Genomic DNA, 14965 nt, shown 5'->3' with positions numbered 1-14965 from the left:
CGCGTACCGTCTGTCCGTCGCCTGGCCGCGCGTCGTGCCGGGCGGTGACGGGCCGGTCAACGGAGCGGGTCTGGACTTCTACGACCGGCTCGTGGCTTACCGAAGGCGGGCCATCAGAGCGTGCTCCACGAGCGTGATCAGCGCGCTCTTGGCGTCCGCGCGGTGGCGGGCGTCGGTGGTGATGATGGGGGTGTCCGGGCCGATCTGGAGCGCCTCGCGGACTTCCTCCGGGTTGTACGGCTGGTGGCCGTCGAACCCGTTCAGCGCGATGACGAACGGCAGACCGCTGTTCTCGAAGTAGTCGACAGCCGGGAAGCAGTCGGCGAGCCGCCGGGTGTCGACCAGGACGACGGCGCCGATCGCGCCACGGACCAGGTCGTCCCACATGAACCAGAAGCGGTCCTGGCCGGGCGTACCGAAGAGGTACAGGATCAGGTCCTGGTCCAGGGTGATACGGCCGAAGTCCATCGCGACAGTCGTCGTCGTCTTGTCGCCGGTGTGCGTGAGGTCGTCGATGCCCGCCGACGCAGACGTCATCACGGCCTCGGTACGCAGCGGGTTGATCTCCGAGACGGCGCCGACGAACGTGGTCTTGCCCACGCCGAAGCCACCCGCCACCACGATCTTCGCGCTGGTGGTTGAACGGGCCGCGCCGCCGCTAGAGCTTGCGAAGTCCACTGAGCACCCTTTCGAGCAGTGTCACGTCTGGCTGACCGCCGGCGGCCTCGTCGCCGCCGGGCTGGTGGATGGCGACAAGTCCGGCCTCGGCCAGGTCGGCGACGAGAATCCGGGCAACGCCGAGGGGGATGGAGAGAAGCGCCGAGATCTCGGCGACCGACTTGATCTCGAAGCAGAGCCGGCAGATCCGCTGGTGCTCGGGCAACTGCCCCTGCAGCCGGGACGGATCGGCCGTCGTGCTGACCAGCGCCTCGATGGCGAGCTGGTAACGCGGCCGGGTCCGGCCGCCGGTCATCGCGTAAGGACGCACGAGCGGGTTGTGACCACCCGAACCGCCCGAGCCACCCGAACCGCTCGTGCGGCGCGCGCTCGGCGTGCTCGGCGCGCTCACGGGCGACGGCTGGGCCTGCGGCTGCTGATAGGGCTGCTGTACACCCTGTCTGCTCGGCGCGGAGGGAAAGTTGAACCGGTTCTGCGCGGTGTCTCCGTGCGGCTGCTGCGCGTCAAAACCGTTGTAAGGGCGTCCGCCCGGGGGTGTTCCCACGTTTCCTCCTCCGACTGCCTCGCGGTCCATGTCCCTGTGGAGCCGCGCCACCGCACCTTACGGTGCGGTGGCGAGATACGCACTGTCTGTCTGTTAGTTGAGCAGACTTCCCTGAAGCTCCGCCCGGAGGTCAGGAGTCAGCACGCTGCCCGCACGGTCGACGAGCAGCGCCATCTCGTAGCCCACGAGACCGATGTCCGCCTCCGGGTGCGCGAGTACGGCCAGCGAGGAGCCGTCCGAGATCGACATGATGAAGAGGAAGCCGCGCTCCATCTCCACGACGGTCTGGTTGACCGCACCGCCCTCGAAGATCCGGGACGCGCCCGCGGTCAGCGAGGTCAGTCCGGAGGCGACGGCCGCCAGCTGGTCGGCTCGGTCCCGGGGGAAACCCTCGGACATCGCCAGCAGGAGTCCGTCGGCGGAGACCACCACCGTGTGGGACACCCCAGGGGTGTTGTCCACGAAGTTGGTGATCAACCAGTTCAGATTCTGCGCCGCCTGGCTCATGCTCACACTAACGCTCCTGGTTGTAGGTACTGCCCGGGCCGAGGCCCGATCCGTTCGTGTCCGTTCCCGCGGTGCGTCCCTGCTGGACGCCACGACGCAGGTTGCTCAACCTGCCTCGCACGTCCTCGGGGGCGCGGGAGACCTGGGGGCCGCCCTGCGGGGTCTGCTCCGCCGTCCCCTCGACCAGATTGGCCTTCGGGACCCGCCGCGGAAGGCCGGAGGAGGTGACCCCGCCCGCCTTCGGCTCGCGGAGCTTCTCGGCCCGCATCCAGCGCTCGTCATTGGTCGAGCGCCATTCCTCGGAACCGTCGGCTTCGTCCTGCTGCGCCGGCTGCTGGGCCGACCGCGTGGGCAGCGGCTGCTGCGCGGGCTGAGGCGCCTGCGCGGCCGTGCTGCCACGGCGCGGCAGACCGGCGTCGGTCAGCGCGTGGCCGGCGTCCGGGGCCGGGTTCGGCGTGGGACCCGGACGGTCGAAGCCTACGCGGTCAGGAGCCTGTTCGGGAGCGCCCGGAGCAGATTCCGCTTCCGTTCGGTACTGCTGCTCGTAGCCACCCTGGTACGCGCTCTGATCCGCCCACTCGCCCTGCTGGGGCTGGGCGTCATAGGAGCCGTCGTACTGCGCCTGACCGTTGTCCTGACCCTGGTAGGCGGCTTCCGCATAGCCGGACTGCGCGGGCTGCGCGTAGTCGCCGACGGGCTGGGCGTACTCGTCGTAGCCCTGCTGCGGGTAGTCGTAGCCGCCGTGCTGCTGCGCCTGCTGACCGAAGTCGGGTGCGTACTCCTGTACGTACCCCTGCTCCGGTGCGTACTCCTGCTCCTGCTCGTGCTGTACGTACCCCTGCTGCTCCGGGTCGAGCTCGTCCCGGAACAGCGGACGGTCGCCGCCCTGCGCCTGCGCCTCGAGGGCGGCTCGCCGCTCCTCGCGCAGCAGCGAACGGTTCACCGGGTCGAGTTGCCGGTCCTCCCCGGGCTGCTCGTAGCGCGAGTCGTCGAAGCCGAGTTCGGCCGCGGTCCGCATCGGCTGCTGCACGGGCTCGAAGGACTGAGCCTGCTGCTGCGGGATGATCTGCGAGACGGTGAAGTCGTCCTGCGGCAGCGCCTCGCCGCCACCACCGTGGGTGATCGCGTCCGGCAGCATGACCAGCGAGGTCGTACCGGCCTGCTCGCCCGAGGGGCGCAGCTGGACCCGGATGCCGTGCCGGTCGGCCAGCCGGCCGACCACGAACAGGCCCATGCGCTGCGAGACGGCGGCGTCCACGGTGGGCGGGTTCGCCAGCTTGTGGTTGATGTCCGCGAAGTCCTCGGCGGTGAGGCCGATGCCCTTGTCGTGGATCTCGACCATCACACGGCCGTCGGGCAGCCGGGTGGCGGTCACGCGGACCTTGGTCTGCGGCGAGGAGAACGTGGTGGCGTTCTCCAGGAGCTCGGCGAGCAGGTGCACGAGGTCGGTCACGGCCTGGCCGTGGATCTCGGCCTCCGGGACACCGGCCAGCTCGATGCGCTCGTACTGCTCCACCTCGGAGGAGGCGGCGCGCATCACGTCGACCAGCGGCACCGGCTGGTCCCAGCGGCGGCCGGGCTCCTCGCCGGCGAGGACGAGGAGGTTCTCGCCGTTGCGGCGCATACGGGTGGCCAGGTGGTCCAGCTTGAAGAGGTTCTCCAGCTGGTCCGGGTCCGCCTCGTTGTTCTCCAGGTCGGTGATGAGGGTCAGCTGGCCCTCGATCAGCGACTGGTTGCGGCGCGAGAGGTTGGTGAAGATCGCGTTGACGTTGCCGCGGAGCATGGCCTGCTCGGCGGCGAGCCGGACGGCCTCGCGGTGGACCTGGTCGAAGGCGCGGGCGACCTCGCCGATCTCGTCCTGGGAGTCGATCGGAATGGGCTGGACGCGGGTGTCGACCCGGCCCGGCTCGGTACGGGAGAGCTGGTCGACCAGCATCGGCAGACGCTGCTCGGCGATGCCGAAGGCGGCGGTGCGCAGCTGCTGCATCGAGCGGCTCATCTGCCGGGCCATCATTCCGGCCAGGATGAACGCGGTGAGCAGCGCGATGACGACGATGCCACCGTTGAGGAAGGCGTCCGTCCTGGCGTCGTCGGAGATCGCGGAGGCCTCGTTCACGGCCTTGTCGACGAGCTCCTTCTCGACCTCGGTGTAGCCGTCGAACTTGGCGGTGGCCGCACCCATCCAGGTCTCGGGGGTGACGTGCTTCTTGCGCAGGTCCTCGATCGCGTCGGCGTCCTTGGCCGAACCGATCGCCTTCGCCATCCCGGTGTAGACCGAGCCGTCGTCACCCTTGGGCGGGTCGAGATCGGCGGCCTCGAGCTTCTTGGCGCCCTCGGTGGCCTTCTGGGTCATGACCTGCTTCAGGCGGTCCACGTCGGCCTGGGTGCCGCCGGACTGGTACTCGCCGAGGGCGATCTGCTCCAGGTAGTTGTACGAGTTGAACGCCACCGACTGCTGGGCGAAGACCGCGTCCGACTGGCTGGGGCGCACCAGGAGCTGCATGCCGATCGAGCGCTGCAGCGACTCGGCGGCCTTGGCGAGCTGGATGGCGTAGACCGTACGGCCGTAGCTGGTGATGTTGCCCGTACCGAGCCCGAGCTCGTTGGAGAACTCCATCAGGTAGTGCTGGACGTCGGTGTACCCGAGCTGGGTCTGCACCGGGTCCATGGCCTTGGTGTACGCGACCTCGCGCAGCTTCTTGAGGTTCGGCTCCTTGTCCTTGAACAGCTTCAGGCGGCGCTCGAGGCCCTCGCCCTCCGGCATGTTCCTGGTGGCCTCCTCGAACTTCACCGCGGCGGCGTCGCTGGCGGCGTACGCCTGCGTGACCTCGTCGCTCTCGCGGTCCTTCGCGGAGGTGGCCTTGAGGAGCGGGGCGGCCGTGAGGTCGCGCTCGTTCAGCAGAGCCTGGCTGTACTCCGAGGCGGCACGCACGATGAGCGCCGTCTTCTCGGCGTTCTGCGCCTCCTGCCAGGTGTCGATCGACCCCTTCACCTGGAAGCCGCCCATGACGAGGCCGACCAGCACGGGTATGAGGAGGATCGCGTTCAGCCTGGTGGGTACGCGCCAGTTGCGCGGGGACAGCTTGCTGGAGCTGCCGCTGCCGGCCGGAGGCGCGACAGGCGCCGCGGCCAGGTCGGCGGGAGACGCCACCGTGCGCGCAGGCGGTGTGAAGTTGCCTCGCGCCTGCTGCTCCGCGGAGCTTTCCTTGCTTCGCCTCACTCGACCAACAACCTCTCGGCGTCGGCACCTACGTTGTGCCGGTGTTTCTGTCAGGGCCGTACTACTCGGGAGTTCATGAATTGCAGCACGTGAAGGGGGTCCCCTCCAAACAGCGCTGAGCGGGCGCTTTCAGAGCTCCAGGCCGAAGATAAAACGGGCATAAAGAACGAGCCCCGCCAAAAGGCGGGGCTCATGTGAGCACAGTGGTACCGAACGGATGCGTCGGGTGTCCGTGGCGCACCAATTCTCTGTCGAAACGTTATGAACGCGAGGGCGGACCGTGTCAAAGGACACAGGCCGCCCTCAGCAGGGCGTACGACAACTGCCGTATGCGTTCGCCTACTTGAGTCGTGCCATCAGCGCATGCTCCACGAGCGTGATCAGCGCGCCCTTGGCGTCCGCCCGATGCCGGGCGTCGGTGGTGATGATCGGCGTGCCCGGACCGATCTGCAGCGCCTCGCGGACCTCGTCCGGAGTGTACGGCTGGTGGCCCTCGAAGCCGTTCAGCGCGATGACGAACGGCAGGCCGCTGTTCTCGAAGTAGTCGACCGCGGGGAAGCAGTCGGCGAGCCGCCGGGTGTCCACGAGCACGACGGCGCCGATGGCACCGCGGACCAGGTCGTCCCACATGAACCAGAAGCGGTCCTGGCCCGGCGTACCGAAGAGGTACAGGATCAGGTCCTGGTCCAGCGTGATGCGGCCGAAGTCCATCGCCACCGTCGTGGTGGTCTTGTCCCCGGTGTGCGTCAGGTCGTCGATGCCGGCCGAGGCCGAGGTCATCACGGCCTCGGTACGCAGCGGGTCGATCTCCGAGACGGCGCCGACGAACGTGGTCTTGCCCACGCCGAAGCCACCCGCCACCACGATCTTGGCGCTGGTGGTCGCCCGGCCCTGGGAGCCGGTACCGCCGTCAGATCTTGCGAAGTCCACTGAGCACCCTTTCGAGCAGTGTCACGTCCGGCGTGCCGCCGGTCTCTCCGTTGCCCGGCTGGTGGATCGCCACCATGCCCGCCTCCGCCAGGTCGGCGACCAGGATCCGGGCGACACCGAGCGGCATCGACAAGAGCGCCGAGACCTCGGCCACCGACTTGACCTCACGGCACAGGTGGCAGATCCGCTGGTGCTCGGGGAGCAGACTGGCAAGGTGCGCCGGGTCGGCCGTGGTGCTGACCAGCGCCTCGATGGCGAGCTGGTAACGCGGCCGGGTCCGGCCGCCGGTCATCGCATACGGACGTACCAGCGGCTGGTCGCCCTCATATCCGTACGACTCGTCGAGTGAGGCGCCGTACGGATCGTGAGAGGCGGGGGGCGGGGTCATGAATCCTCCGGGCGTGACAGCAAGAAGTCTGCCGTCTGATGGGGCCGGTGGGGGGCCGAATGGGGGCGGCCGGACGGTGTGTGTGCCCGGTGCGGTACGGAGGGGCGTACCGCACCGTCGGTGCGGGGCTAATGGAGCAGGCTGCCCTGGAGCTCCGCACGGAGGTCCGGGGTGAGGACACTGCCGGCCCGGTCGACCAGCAGCGTCATCTCGTAGCCCACGAGGCCGATGTCGCACTCCGGGTGCGCGAGCACGGCCAGCGAGGAACCGTCGGAGACGGACATCAGGAAGAGGAAGCCGCGCTCCATCTCCACGACGGTCTGTGCGACCGGGCCGCCCTCGAAGATCCGGGACGCGCCCGCGGTCAGCGAGGTCAGACCGGAAGCGACCGCCGCCAGCTGATCGGCACGGTCACGGGGGAACCCTTCCGACATGGCCAGCAGCAGGCCGTCGGCGGAGACCACCACTGTGTGGGACACCCCGGGGGTGTTGTCCACGAAGTTGGTGATCAACCAGTTCAGATTCTGCGCCGCCTGGCTCATCGCGCTCAACTAACGCTCCTGCTGGTGGGTCGGGCCGAGAGGGAAGGAACCCGTGGTCGAGTTGCCCGCCTGACGGCCCTGCTGGATGCCGCGGCGCAGATTGGTGAGCCGGCCGCGGACGTCGTCTGGTGCACGCGAGACCTGGGGGCCGGCCGTGTGGGCCTGCTCCTGTGCGGTCCCGGGTACGAGGTTGGCGCGCGGCACTCGCCGCGGCAGCCCCGAGGTGGTGACACCGCCGGCCGCGGGCTTGCGCACCCGCTCGGCCTGGCGCACCAACTCGTCATTGGGGGAGGTCCGCCAGGAGGCGGTGGCGGCCTGCTGACCGCCGTCGCCGCCACCCTGGGGGGCGGCGGGACGCCGCGGCGCCGGGGCAGCGGGCTGCTGCGGCACGACCGGGGTCTGCATGGTCTGCTCGGCGTCCGGGACCCGGCCGCCGTCCTGCCGGCCCTGTTCCTGCGCCTGACCGTGGAACCAGTTGGTCTCCAGCGTGTCGTACAGCGGCGTACGGCCGTCGCCCGATCCGCTCGCCGGGGGCAGGGCCTCGGGCTGACGGGGCTGCTGCGGCCGGGGCTGCTGAGACTGCTGAGGCTGCTGGGGCAGGCTTCCGGCCGGGCGCGGGGCGCCGTAGTCGGAGCCGCCCCGGCGCGGGGCCGGGCCCTGCTGCTGCGGTGCCTGCTGCTGGTAGCCCTGCGGTGCCTGCTGCTGCGCGCCGAAGTCGGGGCGCGCGAACTGGGCGGTGGACGCCGGGTCCTGCGCCGCGGGCTGGTACGCCTGGGGCGACTGCTGGGGAGCCTGCTGACGGTCGCCGAAGTCCGCGCCCGTGAACTGGCCGGTGGAACCGGGTGCCTGGGGCGACGCCGGACGGGCGTACCGGCCGGTGGTCTCCGGCTCCTCGTGGCCGCGCGGGGCGTCCAGCGGGGACGGCTCCTGCTGCGGGCGGCGGACCGGCTGCGCCTGGTCGTTGCCCCAGCTCGCGGCCTGCGGGCGCTGTTGCTGCGGGGCGCCGCCGGGGAGTTCGGCGCGCGGGTTCTGGCCCGGACGGCCGCCACCCTGCTGCCCCTGGCCCTGCTGGCCCTGGTGCTGCTGCGGCTGCGGGGACTGACCCTGGCTGTTCTGGTTGCTCTTGGTGCCCTGGCCGCCCCAGACGTCCGTACGGGACGGAATGGCCCGCTGGGCACCGCCGCCGAGGCCGCCGCCGCCGAGGCCGGGGCGCTGCGGCTCCGCGGGCACCTGCGGCATCTGGGCGGTCTGGGCCGACTGCGGAGCGGGCGCGGGGGACTGGTGCTGCCCCTGGCCCTGACCCTGCGGAGCACCGTCACGGCCGGGCAGCGCGGCCCGCGGACCGTTGCCGGCACCGACCTGGCCACGCGCGCCGCCCGCACCGGCACCGGTGCCGAGGAGTCCGGCCGCGGAGGACGGGGAGCCACCGAGACCCGGACGGCCGCCACCGGCGTTGCCGGGGCCACCGGCCGCACCGGGGCCGCCGGGAAGCCGGCCGCCGGGAGCGGAGGGACCCTGCGGCATCGCGCCCTGGCCGCCGGGACCCGCCTTGGGCGCCGGCTTCTTGCCGCCCTGGGCGACGTCGACGGGGAGCATGACGAGTGCGGTGGTGCCGCCCGAGTCCGACGGGCGCAGCTGGATCCGGATGCCGTGCCGCAGGGACAGACGGCCGACCACGAACAGACCCATGCGGCGGGAGACCGAGACGTCCACGGTGGGCGGCGAGGCCAGCCGCTCGTTGATCGCGGCGAGGTCCTCGGGGGAGAGGCCGATGCCGGTGTCGTGGATCTCGACGAGCACGCGGCCGTCGGGCAGCGCGTGACCGGTGACCCGGACCTTGGTCTGCGGCGAGGAGAACGACGTGGCGTTCTCGAGCAGCTCGGCGAGGAGGTGCACGAGGTCGTTGACGACCCGGCCTGCGACCTCGGTCGCCGGGACGGAGGCCAGTTCGATGCGCTCGTACTGCTCCACCTCGGAGGCGGCGGCACGGAGCACGTCGACCAGCGGGACCGGGCGGGTCCAGCGACGCCCCGGCTCCTCACCGGCGAGGACGAGGAGGTTCTCACCGTTACGCCGCATGCGGGTGGCGAGGTGGTCGAGCTTGAAGAGCGAGGAGAGCTGGTCCGGGTCGGCCTCGCGGGACTCCAGCTCGGAGATGAGCGAGAGCTGACGCTGGATCAGACCCTGGGAGCGGCGCGAGAGGTTGGTGAACATCGCGTTGACGTTGCCCCGCAGCAGGGCCTGCTCGGCGGCGAGGCGGACCGCCTCGCGGTGCACGTCGTCGAAGGCCGCGGCCACCTGGCCGATCTCGTCCCGGGAGTGCACACCGACGGACTCGACGGAGGTGTCGACGTCCTGGGGGTCGGCCTCGGAGAGCTGCTTGACGAGCTCGGGCAGACGTTCCTGGGCGACCTTGGTGGCGGTGTCCTGGAGCCGGCGCAGCGACCGGATCATGGACCGGGCCACGACGAAGGCGCCGATGAGGGAGACACCGAGGACGAGGACGATCAGGGCACCGTTGATGATCGCTTCGCGCTGCGACTCCTGGCGCAGCTCACGGGCCTTCTCCTCCATCTGACCGAGGAGGTGGGCCTCGATGAGACTCATCGTCTCGAGCTTGGTGCCGTACTCGTCCGTGAAGTTGAGGTGGCCGCGGGGGGTGCGGCTCTCCATACCGGAGTCGTTGCTCAGCACCCGGTCCGCGTACTTGTCGGCGGCGTCGATCGACGGGTTGCCGGTGGTCAGCGGGGCGGTCAGATCGTCGGCGTCGCCGCCGGCGGACTCGTAGATGGACGAGAAGGCCTTGAGTTCGACGTTCTCGCCGCGCTGCGCGGCGTAGCCGTAGAGGCGGTCGCCCGGCTCCAGCTTGCCCGGCTTGCTGTCGCTGGAGGGGAGCGCGGCGGCGATGATCGCCTGCTGGATGGAGGCGTACTCCTTGGCGGAGGAGAACGCGGCGAGCGCCCGGGTCCGCTTGATCATCTCCGGGTTGCTGGTCGCCTGCGCCATGTCCTGGGAGAGGCTCAGCAGCGAACGGATCAGCCGGCTGTACGCCTCGACCGTCACCGAGTGGGCGACGCCGGGCTTGTAGGCGTCCTGGCGGATGCCGCCGATCAGGACGACCTGGGACGCGATCTGGCTGACGTTCTGGCGGATGCCCTGCAGCGCCTCGTCGCCCTCGGACGCCGGGATCTCCGCGGTGGCGTCCATGAACGCCTTCTGAGCGCGGTCCGTCGTCTTGCGAGGGTTGGCGACCTGGTAGTCGCTGGCCGACTTCCTGTTGGCCAGCGGACCGGCGGACAGGTCGCGCTCTTCCTGGAGGGCCTGGGCGAGCTTCGTCGCGTCCTTGGTCAGCTTGGTGAGCAGCTGCATGTGCTCCAGCTGCTCCATGTCCTGGAGCGACTCACTGATACGGATGCCGCCGAGGCTGGTGGCCGCCACCACGGGAAGGGTCAGCAGAGCGACCAGGCGCGTCGAGATGCGCCAGTTGCGCAGGGCTATTCGCGGCCCGGCGTCGACCTCGGCCTTCAGCTGGGGCACGGCCCCGGGCTCGGCGGCAGGCTTCGCGGCGCCCTTGCGCGCGGCGCCGTCACCACCGTCGGAGGCCGGTCCCTGCGCCTGGTTCTGGGCGTGCTGGGCCGAGGAACCGCGGTCGGTCCCGGCAGCGCGCTCCTGCTCCGCCGCAGCATCCCCTCGGCCCTGACGGGCCTGGGGGGACCCCATGCCATCCCTCTTGAAACGTCCCTGCACTAGCGTCGCAACCTCTGGACCAGGCGTCCTTCCGCGTGAGCGGAGCGGACGGTGTCGGCGTCGTGGGACACGAATGCGCCCCATGGTGGTCGTCGGTGACCGGCGCAGATCCCCCTTCCCGCCGCTCACCCGGCGCTGCGTTGCGCCCCAGCGCGCCGGCTTGAAACCCGCGCGGTGCGTGGAATTCCAGCACAGTGCCGGATCTCCAACAAGAGCCGCGTCTCGGGCCACCTATGGCATAACAACCGGTGAACATCTTGTCACCCCATGTAGAACATGATCATGGAGGAATCGGACTTATTAGCTCCAAAGGCTTACGCGGGGCGAGTGTCCCAGTCGCGATGATCAGGAGCGGAATGGAGCGTTCAGCTACGCAATGTCCGTTTCGAGGGCCCTCGAGAGTGGCCCGTAATGCCTGATTTGCCCGCTCAGTGGTGAGCAAACTCACACCTAGATCGTTGCCTGAGCCATGCATTCGAAGGGAATGGGGCGTTTAGCCTGACGCTTTACACCCACCGCCACTCTGTAGAGGTCTGACACTCGCGATGAAGACGACGATGCTGCTCCGCTCCACGGCGAACCCCCGCCGCACCACGCTCGCGCACCTCGAGGACGCCGAGCAGCTCACCCGCGGCGCGCAGCGGGAGCACACGATCGAACTCCCCGCCCAGACGGCCAACCCGCGCCGCACGATCCTCATGACGGCCCCCGAGGCCCTCCAGCCCGCAGAGTAGTACGGCAGGCAGTCGCTCTCCCCTTCTTTTTTGGGCTCGGTTCGCCTCCAGGGCGCATTGTGCGTGCGTCGACGGTCGGCCGTGCTCGGCGGCTCGTTCCTCGCCGCCTGTGCGCGGTCTCCCTCTCGACGCCCGCGCGCCCCTTCGGCTCACCTTCGCCGCCCCTCCCCGCGTTAGCCTGGAGCGTCAGACTCCAGCCAGTAGCAAGTGAGGGGCGACAGCACTCGTGCGCATCGCCAGATTCTCCATCGACGGCAATGTCGCCTTCGGCGCCGTCGAGGGCGAGGGAACCGTCGAGTCCGGCGGCCTGGTCCTCGACATCATCAAGGGCATTCCGTACACGGACTTCGAACTGAGCGGCACCAAGGTGCCGCTCAGCAAGGTGCGGCTGCTGCCGCCCGTGCTGCCCAACAAGGTCGTGGCCATCGGGCGCAACTACGCGGAGCACGCCGCCGAACTCGGCAACGAGGTTCCCGATGTCCCCGTCGCCTTCTTCAAGCCCACCACCTCGGTGATCGGCTCCGGCGACGCGATCGAGTACCCCTCCTTCTCCAACGAGCTGCACCACGAGGCCGAACTGGCCGTCGTCATCGGCCGCATGTGCCGCGAGGTCCCGCGCGAGCGCGTCAAGGACGTCGTCTTCGGCTACACCTGCGCCAACGACGTCACCGCCCGCGACGCCCAGCAGCGCGAGAAGCAGTGGGCCCGGGCCAAGGGCTTCGACACCAGCTGCCCGCTCGGCCCCTGGGTGGAGACGGACCTCGACCCGAGCGACCTCACCATCCAGGCCACGGTCAATGGCGAACAGCGCCAGCTCGGTCGTACGAGCGACATGATCCGCTCCATCGAGGACCTGGTCGTCCACATCACCGAGGCCATGACGCTGCTTCCCGGCGACGTCATCCTCACCGGCACTCCCGCCGGGGTCGGCCCCCTCAACGTCGGCGACGAGGTCGCCGTCACCATCGAAGGCATCGGCACTCTCACCAATAAGGTGATCAAGCGTGGCTAACGCGAACGTCCGCGTACGTTTCTGTCCCTCCCCGACCGGCAACCCCCACGTGGGCCTGGTCAGGACCGCCCTCTTCAACTGGGCCTTCGCCCGGCACCACGGCGGTACGTTCGTCTTCCGCATCGAGGACACCGACGCGGCGCGCGACTCCGAGGAGTCGTACCAGCAGCTGCTCGACTCGCTGCGCTGGCTCGGCTTCACCTGGGACGAGGGCCCGGACGAGGTCGGCGGCCCGCACGCGCCGTACCGCCAGTCCCAGCGGATGGACATCTACAAGGACGTCGCCGAGAAGCTGCTCGCCGGCGGGTACGCCTACCACTGCTTCTGCACCGCCGTGGAGCTGGAGGCCCGTCGCGACGCCGCCCGCCTGGCCGGCAAGCCCTCCGGCTACGACGGCACCTGCCGCAACCTGAGCGCCGAGCGCATCGAGCGCTACCGCGCCGAGGGCCGCGACTCCATCGTCCGGTTCAAGATGCCCGACGAGCCGATCACCTTCACCGACCTGGTCCGCGGCGAGCTCACCTTCACCCCGGACAACGTCCCGGACTACGGCATCGTGCGAGCCAACGGTGCCCCGCTGTACACCCTGGTCAACCCGGTCGACGACGCATTGATGGAGATCACCCACGTGCTGCGCGGCGAGGACCTGCTGTCCTCCACCCCGCGCCAGATCGCGCTCTACAAGGCGCTGATCGAGCTGGGCGTCGCCAAGGAGATCCCCGCCTTCGGTCACCTGCCGTACGTCATGGGCGAGGGCAACAAGAAGCTCTCCAAGCGCGACCCGCAGGCCTCCCTCAACCTCTACCGGGAGCGCGGCTTCCTCCCCGAGGGCCTCCTGAACTACCTCTCCCTCCTCGGCTGGTCGTTCTCGGCCGACCAGGACATCTTCACCATCGACGAGATGGTGGCGAAGTTCGACATCGCCGACGTCAACGCCAACCCGGCGCGCTTCGACCTCAAGAAGGCCGAGTCGATCAACGCCGACCACATCCGCATGCTGGACGTGAAGGCGTTCGCCGCGGCCTGCGCGCCCTGGCTCCGGGCCCCGCACGCGAACTGGGCCCCCGAGGACTTCGACCGCGCGGCGTGGGAGGCCATCGCCCCGCACGCTCAGACGCGCCTGACCGTCCTGTCGGACATCACGGCCAACGTCGACTTCCTCTTCCTCAAGGAGCCGGTCTTCGACCAGCCCTCGTGGGACAAGGCCATGAAGGGCGAGCCGGCCGCGCTGCTCACCACCGCCCGCGAGAAGCTCGACGGCGCCGACTGGAGCGACCCGGAGTCCCTCAAGAACGCGGTCCTCGCCGCGGGCGAGGCGCACGGCCTCAAGCTCGGCAAGGCCCAGGCCCCGGTCCGCGTCGCGGTCACCGGCCGCACGGTCGGCCTGCCGCTCTTCGAGTCCCTGGAGATCCTGGGCCGGGAGAAGACCCTGGCCCGCATCGACGCGGCGCTGGCGAAGCTGGCGGCGTAATCTCGGCGGTATGCCGATCCGCGCGGTCCTGTGGGACATCGACGACACGATCTTCGACTACGCCCGCGCCGACCTGACCGGCATGCGCGACCATCTCACGGCCGAGGGCCTGGTGGACGGATTCGACTCCGTCGACCAGGCCCTCGTCCGTTGGCAGGAGCTCACCGTCGTCCACTGGCGGCGGTTCGAGGCCGGCGGGGTCGACTTCCAGGAGCAGCGGCGCGAGCGGGTGCGTGACTTCCTGGGGGCGCCCGCTCTCACCGCCGCCGAGGCCGACGGCTGGTTCGAGCGGTACATCACGCACTACGAGTCCGCCTGGGAGCTCTTCCCCGACACCGTCCCCGTCCTGGATTTGCTCGCGGGTGAGTACCGTCACGCCGTCCTGTCGAACTCCAGCATCCACAACCAGGACCGCAAGCTGCGCGTGCTCGGTGTACGAGACCGCTTCGAGGCCGTCGTCTGCGCCGCCGAACTGGGGGTCGCCAAGCCGGCGGCCGAGGCGTTCCACGCGGCCTGCGCCGCGCTCGCGCTCGCCCCGAACGAGGTGGCGTACGTCGGTGACCAGCCGGACATCGACGCCCGCGGGGCGGTCGAGGCGGGGCTCACGGGCATCTGGCTGGACCGCGCGGGCAGCGGCGGCAGACCCGAGCTGACCCGCATCACGGACCTCCACCAGCTCCCCGCGCTGCTGCGGCGCGATACCCGTTTTGGAGCGCCGGACACCTTCGGGTAATGTTCTTCCTGCGCCGAGGGGAGCAAGCCGAAAGGCCGAAACCCACGGAGCACAACCCGAACAAGATCCCCGATACGGGGGTTGAGTTTTGGTGGCCTATGGTGTAATTGGCAGCACGACTGATTCTGGTTCAGTTAGTCTAGGTTCGAGTCCTGGTAGGCCAGCTCGCAGAGCTCATCTGCATGTACGCGGATCTCATCCGCAAAGCCCCCGTTGTGTAGCGGCCTAGCACGCTGCCCTCTCAAGGCAGTAGCGCCGGTTCGAATCCGGTCGGGGGTACAGATCCATCCCGCGGATCACCAGGGTCGCTCCCGGTGAACACGCGGTGACATCGCCCGGCACTCCCGTGCCGGGCGGGATCGCTAGGGCCCCCGTTGTGTAGCGGCCTAGCACGCCGCCCTCTCAAGGCGGTAGCGCCGGTTCGAATCCGGTCGGGGGTACCAACTGGTCTAAACCACC

The 14965-nt window shown here is 69.8% G+C and carries 12 protein-coding genes, 3 tRNA genes and 1 pseudogene; 8 read left to right on the top strand and 8 right to left on the bottom strand.

Features of this window, described 5'->3' with window-relative positions:
- A pseudogene (locus ABZY12_RS25675) lies at nt 1-94 on the top strand (family 1 glycosylhydrolase); the annotation flags it as partial.
- 2 nt (nt 95-96) lie between these two features.
- Here the strand turns inward: ABZY12_RS25675 and ABZY12_RS25670 are convergent.
- The 8 genes from ABZY12_RS25670 to ABZY12_RS25635 all read right to left on the bottom strand — a co-directional run bounded on the left by ABZY12_RS25670 (nt 97) and on the right by ABZY12_RS25635 (nt 10529).
- Nucleotides 97-678: an ATP/GTP-binding protein gene (locus tag ABZY12_RS25670; RefSeq protein ID WP_050791473.1), complete on the bottom strand. Its 582-nt coding sequence runs from the start codon at nt 676-678 to the stop codon at nt 97-99.
- On the bottom strand, nt 659-1222 hold the full coding sequence (locus tag ABZY12_RS25665; protein ID WP_356894198.1) for a DUF742 domain-containing protein: 564 nt from the start codon (nt 1220-1222) through the stop codon (nt 659-661). The genes ABZY12_RS25670 and ABZY12_RS25665 overlap by 20 nt, the downstream gene beginning before the upstream one ends.
- Nucleotides 1223-1315: 93 nt before the next feature.
- Nucleotides 1316-1729: a roadblock/LC7 domain-containing protein gene (locus ABZY12_RS25660; RefSeq protein ID WP_005311461.1), complete on the bottom strand. Its 414-nt coding sequence runs from the start codon at nt 1727-1729 to the stop codon at nt 1316-1318.
- A gap of 7 nt (nt 1730-1736) precedes the next feature.
- On the bottom strand, nt 1737-4949 hold the full coding sequence (locus ABZY12_RS25655) for a nitrate- and nitrite sensing domain-containing protein (RefSeq protein ID WP_356894196.1): 3213 nt from the start codon (nt 4947-4949) through the stop codon (nt 1737-1739).
- A gap of 339 nt (nt 4950-5288) precedes the next feature.
- On the bottom strand, nt 5289-5879 hold the full coding sequence (locus tag ABZY12_RS25650; RefSeq protein WP_356894194.1) for an ATP/GTP-binding protein: 591 nt from the start codon (nt 5877-5879) through the stop codon (nt 5289-5291).
- Nucleotides 5860-6267: a DUF742 domain-containing protein gene (locus tag ABZY12_RS25645; protein ID WP_356894192.1), complete on the bottom strand. Its 408-nt coding sequence runs from the start codon at nt 6265-6267 to the stop codon at nt 5860-5862. Before ABZY12_RS25645 ends, ABZY12_RS25650 begins: the two co-directional genes overlap by 20 nt.
- A 128-nt stretch (nt 6268-6395) precedes the next feature.
- Complete coding sequence (locus ABZY12_RS25640) at nt 6396-6809, bottom strand: roadblock/LC7 domain-containing protein (RefSeq protein WP_030325548.1); 414 nt, start codon at nt 6807-6809, stop codon at nt 6396-6398.
- A 9-nt stretch (nt 6810-6818) separates the two neighbouring features.
- Nucleotides 6819-10529, bottom strand: a complete 3711-nt coding sequence (locus ABZY12_RS25635) for a nitrate- and nitrite sensing domain-containing protein (RefSeq protein ID WP_356894190.1) — start codon at nt 10527-10529, stop codon at nt 6819-6821.
- A 572-nt stretch (nt 10530-11101) separates the two neighbouring features.
- Here ABZY12_RS25635 and ABZY12_RS25630 point away from each other — a divergent pair.
- From ABZY12_RS25630 to ABZY12_RS25600, 7 genes are all read left to right on the top strand, one after another.
- Nucleotides 11102-11290 (top strand): hypothetical protein, encoded by a 189-nt coding sequence (locus ABZY12_RS25630; RefSeq protein WP_356894188.1) that lies wholly within the window; start codon nt 11102-11104, stop codon nt 11288-11290.
- A gap of 226 nt (nt 11291-11516) precedes the next feature.
- On the top strand, nt 11517-12302 hold the full coding sequence (locus tag ABZY12_RS25625) for a fumarylacetoacetate hydrolase family protein (RefSeq protein WP_356894186.1): 786 nt from the start codon (nt 11517-11519) through the stop codon (nt 12300-12302).
- Nucleotides 12295-13773, top strand: coding sequence for a glutamate--tRNA ligase (gene gltX / locus ABZY12_RS25620; RefSeq protein ID WP_356894184.1), 1479 nt, complete (start codon nt 12295-12297; stop codon nt 13771-13773). Before ABZY12_RS25625 ends, gltX begins: the two co-directional genes overlap by 8 nt.
- Nucleotides 13774-13783: 10 nt before the next feature.
- Complete coding sequence (locus ABZY12_RS25615) at nt 13784-14506, top strand: HAD family hydrolase (RefSeq protein WP_356894182.1); 723 nt, start codon at nt 13784-13786, stop codon at nt 14504-14506.
- A gap of 92 nt (nt 14507-14598) precedes the next feature.
- Nucleotides 14599-14670 (top strand) — tRNA-Gln (locus tag ABZY12_RS25610).
- A 42-nt stretch (nt 14671-14712) separates the two neighbouring features.
- A tRNA-Glu gene (locus ABZY12_RS25605) sits at nt 14713-14785 on the top strand.
- Nucleotides 14786-14873: 88 nt separating this feature from the next.
- Nucleotides 14874-14949, top strand: a tRNA-Glu gene (locus ABZY12_RS25600).
- The last annotated feature ends 16 nt before the right edge of the window (nt 14950-14965 follow it).

The sequence above is a fragment of the Streptomyces sp. NPDC006551 genome, assembly GCF_040611675.1.
In the GTDB taxonomy this organism is placed as follows: Bacteria; Actinomycetota; Actinomycetes; order Streptomycetales; family Streptomycetaceae; genus Streptomyces.
Note: the sequence above shows the minus strand (reverse complement) of the source record. Positions and strands in the feature narration are given on the sequence as shown.

Coding starts and splice junctions, on each gene's coding strand:
- ABZY12_RS25640 (WP_030325548.1), bottom strand. CDS start 6,809: ATGAGCCAGGCGGCGCAGAATCTGAACTGGTTGATCACCAACTTCGTG.
- ABZY12_RS25615 (WP_356894182.1), top strand. CDS start 13,784: ATGCCGATCCGCGCGGTCCTGTGGGACATCGACGACACGATCTTCGAC.
- ABZY12_RS25645 (WP_356894192.1), bottom strand. CDS start 6,267: ATGACCCCGCCCCCCGCCTCTCACGATCCGTACGGCGCCTCACTCGAC.
- ABZY12_RS25660 (WP_005311461.1), bottom strand. CDS start 1,729: ATGAGCCAGGCGGCGCAGAATCTGAACTGGTTGATCACCAACTTCGTG.
- ABZY12_RS25630 (WP_356894188.1), top strand. CDS start 11,102: ATGAAGACGACGATGCTGCTCCGCTCCACGGCGAACCCCCGCCGCACC.
- ABZY12_RS25635 (WP_356894190.1), bottom strand. CDS start 10,529: ATGGGGTCCCCCCAGGCCCGTCAGGGCCGAGGGGATGCTGCGGCGGAG.